This window comes from Brucella sp. RRSP16 (genome assembly GCF_052246815.1).
GTDB lineage: Bacteria > Pseudomonadota > Alphaproteobacteria > Rhizobiales > Rhizobiaceae > Brucella > Brucella intermedia.
Map to the genome: position 1 here is coordinate 133,596 of NZ_JBQQAM010000012.1, position 6,076 is coordinate 139,671.

The following is a 6,076-nucleotide window of genomic DNA, read 5'->3' on the forward strand; positions in this document are numbered from 1 at the left end:
AGGATTTTGCTCCATGACATCCACCTCCACCCCTCGACAAAGCACGGAAAGGCTGCCCGTCGGGGCGCTGCTGGCCCTCGCCATGGCGGGCGTCATCACACTCATGACCGAAGTCATGCCCGCTGGCCTTCTTCAACAGATCAGCCCCAGCCTCGGCATAACCGACAGTCTGGCGGGGCAGATGATATCTGTTTACGCCGCGGGCTCGTTTCTCACCGCCATTCCGCTCATCACTTTCACCCAAAAACTGCGCCGACGTCCGCTTCTGCTCATGGCAATCGTCGGCTTCGCGGTGGTGAATGCCGTAACCGCCCTTTCCAACAGCATCGCGCTGATGCTCATCGCCCGGTTCTGCGCCGGAATATCCGCAGGCCTGGTGTGGGCGTTGCTCGTTGGCTATGCAGCGCGGCTTGCACCATCGCATCTTGCCGGGCGTGCGATTGCCATTGTCGGCATAAGCGCGCCGCTGGCCTTTTCCTTCGGCGTTCCGGCAGGCACATTTATCGGTGCGCTGGCCGGATGGCGGCTCGCTTTCGGATTGATGAGCCTTCTCGCGCTTGCCCTCGCCATCGTGATCCACTTCATCGTGCCGGACCTTCCCGGACAGAAGCAGGAACAGCGGTTTTCCGTGCCGGATACACTGCGCATACCGGGCGTGCTGAAGATACTCGGCATGACTCTGGCATTCGTGATCGCACATAATATCCTTTACACCTATGTGTCGCCGTTCCTGAGCCTTTCCGGCCTGTCGGCCCGCGCCGACATGGTGCTCTTCATTTTCGGCATTGCGGGAATTGCCGGTCTCTGGGTCGTCGGCACGTACATCGACCGCAAGCTGTGGCCAATGATGCAGGGCAGCATCATCGTTGTTGCCGTCTGCGCCATCGTTTTCGGAGTCTGGAACACCTCGCCGCTGATCGTCCTTGCCACCGCCGGCCTGTGGGGACTGATTTTTGGCGGCGTTCCAACGCTGCTTCAGACAGCGCTCGCCAAAGCTGCCGGCAGCGCGGCGGACGTGGCGCAAGCGATGCTCGTCACCTTCTGGAATCTCGCCATTGCCGCAGGGGGATTGATCGGCGGCCTTGTCCTCGGCGGTCTGGGCGCAGGCTATCTTCCCTGGGCTATGGCCGCATTTCTCGCGGTCACATGGCTGATTTCGCTTCAGTCACATGCCGTGGAACTTTCTGCTGAAACGCAACCATAAGCCGGGGGACGAGGGACATGAGCTCGGCAAATGCTGGACATGGAATGCCGGGCGTGGCTGGCTTCCAGCAGCCTCGCCCGCTCATGTCACCTCTTGCGTGCTACGATATAGGGGCGATTATCGGTGCCCCTCGCGGCGTGGCGTTCAACGGCAAGAATATCGAAGCCCGACGCAGATATTTGCCGGCTCAGTTCCGTCGCCCGGAAGACGCCCGCATAGGGCGCCTTGCCGATCAGGCGCATCGCGGGCAATGCAAGCCGGATGAGCGGGTTCATGTCGCCCACGCAAGGCGTCTTGGAAATGAACAAGCCTCCCGGCTCAAGCAAAGTGTGGATCGAGCGCAGCGTGCCCGACAGATCACGAACCAGATGGAGATAGTTGAAACCAAGAACCACGTTGAACCGTGCCGCCTCTGAGGCAAGCGCCTGCGCGGTCGCCGTTCGGAAGGCGAGAGCCGGGACCGGGGCAGCGGCAAGCTTTTCGTTTGCAATCGCGATCATTCCGGCAGAAAAATCTGTCGCTAGATAATGCTGAACAGCACCGGCAAGCCGAAGCGCTGTCGTTCCTGTTCCGCAGCCCAGTTCCAGCACCTTGTCGCTGGCACCAAACAAAGCCCGGGTCCGGTCCAGCGTGCGCTCATAGCCGGCCTGATCCGCGATCTTGCCCATGGCATATTTCCGCGATGTCCGATCCCAGAAACGCGCATCGCTTGCTGTGTTCATGAAGGGCCGCCTCCCAACCACCGTTGCACGCATGAATAGTGCAGAAATGTGATTGCGTGAAGAGGCGGCTCTCCGCGCCTTGGCTGATGAATGCTTCTAATCAGCAAAGGCTTTTCTGTCTGGCGCGACGCTGGACCAGACAGGTAGCAACGGTTGCAGCGAACAGCAGCAATGCCGTTGCGACCACGACAGCGACATAGGCATTCTCGAACGCCTGCGAAGCGAGCGTGGTCAGCGCACCGGCGTCAGCGGCGGCCATCGATTGCGCTGCAAGCAGCGCCTCATCAAGGCTGTCGCGGACAACTGGAGGAATGCCTGAACCGGCTGGCAGAACGAGGCTCGCCGTATAGAACGCCGACAGGATACTGCCGAAGATCGTCACGCCCAGAGCATTGCCAAGTTCGAACGAGACTTCCTCCACCGAAGCCGCCATCCCCGCTTTCTCGGCAGGCGCGCTCCCCATGATCGAGGATGATGCGCCGGTCATCGCGCAGCCGACGCCAAAGCCAAGGACGGCAAGCCCCGCCAGATAGAAATGCGCCGAGATCCGATAGGTGAGGATGTAGATCATTACCCCGAGCGCCGTAACGCCGAGCGATATCCAGAGCACCTTGCCCGCACCGAAGCGCGGCAACATTGCGCCCGCAAGAGGCCCCGCAACGAAAGCTGCCAGAGGGATAGGCAGAATGGTCAGGCCCGCCTGGAGCGGTGTCATGCCTTCGATCAGCTGCATGCGCTGGCTGAAAACCAGTTCCATGCCGGTCATCGAGCCCGACGCAACCAGAGCTGCAAAGACGCCCAACGAGAACAGTCTCGTCTTGAACAGCGAGAAATCGATCAGTGGTTCAGCGCTTGCAAACTGTCTGCGGACGAAGATGATCGTGGCAGCAAGGCCGATGACGAGCGCTGCCGCAAAAATGGTCATGGAAGCGTCGCGCTTTGCAAGTTCCTTGACGGCATAAGTGAGCGCGATCAAACCCACCATGATCTGGATCGACCCGACCAGGTCCCATTTGCGCTGTGAGCCGAGCGGGCGGTTTTCAAGGTGGAAGGCCGAAAGCCCGAGCGCAACCAGAACGACCGGCACATTGATCAGAAAGACCGAACCCCACCAGAAATATTCCAGCAGAATGCCGCCCGCGACCGGACCGATGGCAGCGCCACCCGAAGCGATTGCCGCCCATATGCCGATGGCAAGCGAGCGTTCTTTCTCATCGGTGAACGTGAGGCGGATGATCGAAAGGGTGGCAGGCATCATCATGGCCGCACCGCAGGCAAGGAATGCGCGCGCCGCAATCAGAATTTCCGGATTTGGCGAATAGGCCGCACAGAGCGAGGCAAGGCCAAACACCGCCAGCCCGTTCATGAACATGCGCTTGTGGCCGAGCTTGTCACCGAGCGTGCCGAGGCCCGGCAGCAGACCTGCCACCACCAGAGGGTAGATGTTCATGATCCAGAGCTTTTCCGAAGCGCTGGCCGCCAGATCATGGGTAAGACGCGGCAGGGCTGTGTAAAGCACCGTCATATCCACGACGATCAGGAACAACGCGCTCGAAACAATTGCGAGAACGAGCCAGCGATTTCGCGGCAACATCCGTTCATACCTTTTCAATACGGTCGTATTCAAACTTGTCAGAGGAGCCGACGTAATATAAATCCGTCCGTATGGAAAGTAAGAAATTGCAGAAAACGGGTCGTCCGCGCTCGATCGACCGCGATCATGTGCTCGACATGGCAGAGAAGCTGGTTGAGGAAGGCGGCATCCTTGCGCTGACCATGGATGCGGTGGCGCAGGCCGCCGGCGTAACCAAGGGCGGCGTGCAATATTGCTTCGGCAACAAAGACGGGCTGATGAAAGCCATGATCGAACGGCTGGGCGACCGGTTCGACGATCAGGTGGCGGCACGCAAGCGGCATAAGAATGACGCGATCTCACACATAGCGGCCCATATAGCGGTGACACGCGAAAGCGACGCAGACGACGATTCGCGGTTTGCAGCCATGATGGCGAGCCTGATACCCAACTCCCATTATCTCGAGGAAACCCGCGCCTGGTATCGCAAGCAATGGGACGGCCTTGATGTTTCGACGCCGGAAGGGCGGCGGGCACGCTTGGCATTCATTGCCAATGAGGGCGCATTCTGGCTGAGAAGCTTCAACCTGTTCGAGCTGCCACAGAAAGAATGGCAGTCGATCTTCAATGATATCGAAGAGCTTCTTGGCGAGCATTCAAAAGGGCGCGAATAGGCTTCAACAGCGGATCGGAGCTGGCGCTCGCTCCATCATCGCTACCGGCAGGGACAAGAAATCTGCGCCATTAGGGCGCGGTTCTTTCCGCAAACCGTTCACAGTTTTCGGGATGCGCTCAACCTCAAGAAATCTTTTTTCTGTATTCTGTAGGGCCCAATCCCGTATGACGTTTGAAATATTTACTTAAGTAAGACGCATCTGCAAATTCAAGATCATGTGCAATTTGCTGCATTGACCTTTCTGGCTGCATCAACTGTTTCTTGATTTCCAGTATTACCTGCCGGTCGATCAGCGTTTTCGGGGCATCATTAAAAAATCTCTTGGTAAGTTGCGAGAGATAATAAGGTGTCACATTCAGGAGACCCGCATAAAAGGACACTTCACGCTGATGTCTGCAATGCAGGAATATCAGCTCCCAGAATTTCCAGCAGAGCGCTTCCTGCCTGCTGTAATCATTTTTCTCGGTAATATCGAAACCGGCGGCCTTATGCGAAAGCCATAAGAACAGATTCTGAAACTGATTGACCAGAATGGTTCTCTGATATTGCAGCGGCTCTTCGTAAATGAAAGCGGTCATCTTCTCCCAGACCGAGAGAAAACGAATGGTTCGCTCATCAGCCTTGAAAAACGGATGCCGGCTTAGAAACAGAAACAACTCGTTTGGCAATCCATAAGCAATATCCGATGCTATGGAGCGCTCTATCAGATAATAAGAGCAGGAAAAATCAGATGATCTGTTGCTCACAGAAGCGATGCTATCGTCATAGAGAACCAGAAAATCACCTTTTTGCATCTGGTAGCTGCGGAAATTCACCTCGAATTCGGCCGAGCCATTCTGGCAAATGAGCAGCACAACATAACTCAATGACAATAGCTGGTTGTCGTCTTCTTCGAGCCGACCTTCCCCGATCCCGAATTCAACGCCTTCCGCGGGGCGCAAGGAGCACCCTGTATTCATTTTGTCCATCATTGCAGCGCAATCGCTTCAGAAAAAGACCGTTTGTTTTCATTATTACCTGTTTCACCTGGTTCCTTCCATTGTCAACTTTTCCCCGCCTTCGTTAAAAGCCGGGGACAGCAACCCTCGATGGAATGAGAAGAACCATGCTTGAAACCGAACGCCTTATCATGCGGCCATGGCAGGATAGCGATGCAGCCAGCCTGTATAAATATGCCAGCGATGATCGGGTGGGACCGATTGCCGGCTGGCCAGTTCACCAGAGTGAAGAAGAAAGTCTGGAAATTATCCGGACCGTGTTTTCGCATCCGGAAGTCTATGCCGTCACCCTGAAAGAGGACAATGTCGCCATCGGCATGGTGGGATTACTGATCGGCAAGGACAGTAATTTCGATATCGCCGCCAATGAAGCCGAGGTTGCCTACTGGATCGGTGTCCCCTTCTGGGGAAAGGGCCTTATTCCGGAAGCTGTGAAGGAACTGGTGCGCCATGCCTTCGAAGACCTGAAAATGGCGGCGCTGTGGTGTGGGTATTTCGCCGAAAACGAGCAATCCTTCAAAGCCCAGGCGAAATGCGGCTTTAAACATCATCACACCGAAGAGAAACAGTTCAACCAGTTCATGAATGACCATCGCGTCGAACATATAAGCCGTATCGGCATGGATGAGTGGCTGGACTTACAGAAGTAAGCTTCGGTGCAAACAAGGTTTGTAGGGGCTTTGCGACCCCCCTGTTCCTTTTTGGTTGCAGCGAATGCGAGCGATTATCCGGCTATTCTGCCCCTTTAAACGGCAAAACCCGCCGCTTGTGCGACGGGTTTTTATTTTTGGTTGCGGGGGCAGGATTTGAACCTGCGGCCTTCAGGTTATGAGCCTGACGAGCTACCGGGCTGCTCCACCCCGCGTTATGGGTGCGATATTATGACCGGTTTTGGTATTTTTT

Annotated in this window: 6 protein-coding genes and 1 tRNA gene; 3 read left to right on the forward strand and 4 right to left on the reverse strand. The window is 56.4% G+C overall.

The window, feature by feature from the left end:
* Positions 1-13: 13 nt before the first annotated feature.
* Entirely contained in the window at positions 14-1,204 is a 1,191-nt protein-coding gene (locus ACS5UA_RS18625; RefSeq protein WP_443101620.1) for an MFS transporter, read from the forward strand.
* Between the two features lie 86 nt (positions 1,205-1,290).
* On the opposite strand, the gene ACS5UA_RS18630 is transcribed toward ACS5UA_RS18625, so the two are convergent.
* Together ACS5UA_RS18630 and ACS5UA_RS18635 are read right to left on the reverse strand one after the other, a co-directional pair.
* Positions 1,291-1,926, reverse strand: a complete 636-nt coding sequence (locus ACS5UA_RS18630; protein WP_443101621.1) for a class I SAM-dependent methyltransferase — start codon at positions 1,924-1,926, stop codon at positions 1,291-1,293.
* Positions 1,927-2,026: 100 nt separating this feature from the next.
* Positions 2,027-3,520 (reverse strand): MFS transporter, encoded by a 1,494-nt coding sequence (locus tag ACS5UA_RS18635; protein ID WP_443101622.1) that lies wholly within the window; start codon positions 3,518-3,520, stop codon positions 2,027-2,029.
* Between the two features lie 86 nt (positions 3,521-3,606).
* On the opposite strand from ACS5UA_RS18635, the gene ACS5UA_RS18640 reads away from it, so the two are divergent.
* Positions 3,607-4,173 (forward strand): TetR/AcrR family transcriptional regulator, encoded by a 567-nt coding sequence (locus ACS5UA_RS18640; RefSeq protein ID WP_266031696.1) that lies wholly within the window; start codon positions 3,607-3,609, stop codon positions 4,171-4,173.
* A 124-nt stretch (positions 4,174-4,297) separates the two neighbouring features.
* Here ACS5UA_RS18640 and ACS5UA_RS18645 read toward each other — a convergent pair whose 3' ends face one another.
* The gene (locus ACS5UA_RS18645) at positions 4,298-5,146 is read right to left on the reverse strand and encodes a helix-turn-helix domain-containing protein (protein WP_443101623.1); all 849 of its coding nucleotides are present in this window, start codon (positions 5,144-5,146) and stop codon (positions 4,298-4,300) included.
* 134 nt (positions 5,147-5,280) lie between these two features.
* On the opposite strand from ACS5UA_RS18645, the gene ACS5UA_RS18650 reads away from it, so the two are divergent.
* Positions 5,281-5,823, forward strand: a complete 543-nt coding sequence (locus ACS5UA_RS18650) for a GNAT family N-acetyltransferase (RefSeq protein WP_266019694.1) — start codon at positions 5,281-5,283, stop codon at positions 5,821-5,823.
* Between the two features lie 138 nt (positions 5,824-5,961).
* Here the strand turns inward: ACS5UA_RS18650 and ACS5UA_RS18655 are convergent.
* Positions 5,962-6,038: transfer RNA gene (locus ACS5UA_RS18655), tRNA-Met, on the reverse strand.
* Positions 6,039-6,076: the final 38 nt, after the last annotated feature.